The organism is Allostella sp. (assembly GCF_041913585.1).
Lineage (GTDB): Bacteria > Pseudomonadota > Alphaproteobacteria > ATCC43930 > Allostellaceae > Allostella.
The window spans coordinates 21,215-23,626 of sequence record NZ_JAYSFE010000073.1; the positions used below are offsets into that span (position 1 = coordinate 21,215).

Below are 2,412 nucleotides of genomic sequence, written 5' to 3' on the forward strand. Positions count from 1 at the left end.
CGGTGGTCGGGGAGCCGGCGGGATGACGCGCCTCTGCCGGGATTGCGGGCACCTCGGCGACGATTTCGAGGGACGCTGCCCGCAATGCCGGTCGCCGCGGACCGTGGCCCATCCCGAACTGCGCACCCTCGCCATCGCCCATCTCGATTGCGACGCCTTCTACGCCTCGGTCGAGAAGCGCGACGACCCGTCGCTGGCCGAGCGCCCGGTGATCGTCGGCGGCGGCCGGCGCGGCGTCGTCGCCGCCTGCTGCTACGTCGCCCGCCTCTACGGCGTGCGCTCGGCGATGCCGATGTTCAAGGCGCTGGCGGCCTGCCCGCAGGCGGTCGTCATCAAGCCCGACATGGCGAAGTACCGGGCCGTCGGCCAGGCGGTCCGCCGGCTGATGCAGGCGACGACACCGCTGGTCGAGCCGCTGTCGATCGACGAGGCCTTCCTCGACCTCGCCGGCACGGAAGCCCTGCACGGTGGCCCGCCCGCGCGCACGCTGGCCCTGCTGGCGCGGCGCATCGAGGCCGACCTCGGCATCACCGTCTCGATCGGGCTCGCGCCCAACAAGTTCCTCGCCAAGATCGCCTCCGACCTCGACAAGCCGCGCGGCTTCGCCGTCATCGGCCGGGGCGAGGCGGCCGACTTCCTGGCGCCGAAGCCCGTCACCTTCATCTGGGGCGTCGGCCAGGCGGCGGCGGCGGCGCTGGCCCGCGACGGCATCCGCACCATCGGCGACCTCCAGCGCCGTCCGGCCGCCGACCTCGTCCGCCGCCACGGCAGCCTCGGCGAACGCCTCTCCCGCCTCGCCTTCGGCCACGACAGCCGCCGCGTCGAGCCCGATTCGGTGGCCAAGAGCGTCTCCGCCGAGATGACGTTCGACGTCGACCTCGCCGATCCGGCGGCCCTCCGCCGGGAGCTCTGGCCGCTGTGCGAGACCGTGTCGCGGCGGCTCAAGGCGGCCCACATCGCCGGACGCGCCATCACCCTCAAGCTGAAGACCGCCGACTTCCGCATCCTCACCCGCAGCCGCCACCTCGCCGACCCGACCCAGCTCGCCGAGACGATCTATCGCGCCGGCCTGCCGCTGCTCGACCGGGAGGCGAACGGCACCCGCTTCCGCCTCATCGGCATCGGTGCCGCCGACCTCGGGCCCGACGACCAGGCCGACCCGCCCGATCTCGTCGACCCCCACCGGGCACAGGCGGCGCGGGTCGAGAAGGTCATCGACCAGGTCCGCGACCGGCTCGGCCGCGGCGCGATCCAGAAGGGCCGCGGGCTGGCGCCGACGGAGGCAGCGCCGGCCCCGGCCGGCCGCCGCCCGGGACCGACCCGGACGCGCTGATCCCGCCCCTCCGAACGGCGGAGGGCAGCATCGCCGCCCGCTACAGGTCGAGGCCGGCGACGTAGGCGGCAAGCCCGTCGCGCGCCGCGCGCTCGGCCTTGCGCGCCTGTTCCAGGTCCACGGCCAGCCGGTCGAGCCGGTCCTCCTGCGCCTTGAGCGCGTTGAGGAAGCGGGTGTGCATGGCGTCGCGCGCCGGCACCGCCTGCAGGTTGGCGCGGATGCGCTCCTGCTCGGCCGCCGCCGCCGTGCGCTCCTGCTCGATCGCCTGGACCCGGCCGGTCGCCGCGGCGACCGCCTCGCGCTGCTCGACCAGCCGCTTCAGCGCATCCCGCACCCGGGCGTCGATCTCGGGCGCCGCGACATGGGCGGCGATCTCGGCGTCGCGGGCGGACTCGAGCCGCACGACCTGCAGGCGTGGGCGCTCGGTCGTCACCGGCACCGCGGCGGTGCCGTCGCCGCCGACGGTGATGGGAATCCGCCAGACGTCGCGGGCCAGTTCCACCCCGTCCGCCGCCGGCGTCACCAGCCGCCAGTCGGCCGGGCGCGGATGCTCGAGGAGGATCGTCCGCGGGCCGCCGCCGGCGGCGCGGATGCGGTAGGTCGTCGTCTGCCGGTCGAGCACCGTCACCGTCATGACGCCGCGCGAGATCTTCGCGCTGGTCGCCGTCTGGCGCCGCTGCTCCTCGCGGGCGATCGCGATGCCGCGGTCGACGGCGAAGGCCAGCATCCGCTTCTCGCCGGCCGGCAGGGTCGCCAGCCGGGCGTCGCCGACATGGCTGGCCGCCCCGCTGCTGCGGTCGTAGAGCGTCAGGATGCCGGGCGGCAGCGTCGCCTTGCCGTCGTTGGTCAGCGCGACGGCGGCCAGCGGATGGTTCGCCTCGACGCCCGGCTGGTAGAGCGCCGCCTGCGCCACCGGCACGTCACGGTCGACGATCGGCACCATCGCCGACTGGCCGGCGGCGATGGAGACCGGCCGCGGCAGCCGGAACAGCACCTGGGCGACCGCGTCCTCGGCCGTGGCCGCCGCGGCCGCCGGGCGCGGCGGCGCCGCCTCGGCACGGACGGCGCCGGCGAAGCCG

1 protein-coding gene and 1 pseudogene are annotated in these 2,412 nt (G+C 75.8%); one reads left to right on the top strand and one right to left on the bottom strand.

What is annotated here, in order from left to right:
- The first annotated feature begins 22 nt into the window (after positions 1 to 22).
- A complete protein-coding gene (locus ACE3Q3_RS14720; protein ID WP_374447279.1) occupies positions 23 to 1,333 on the top strand; it encodes a DNA polymerase IV in 1,311 nt (436 codons plus the stop codon).
- Positions 1,334 to 1,373: 40 nt separating this feature from the next.
- On the opposite strand, the pseudogene ACE3Q3_RS14725 reads toward ACE3Q3_RS14720, so the two are convergent.
- Positions 1,374 to 2,412 (bottom strand): annotated as a pseudogene (locus ACE3Q3_RS14725) (hypothetical protein); the annotation flags it as partial.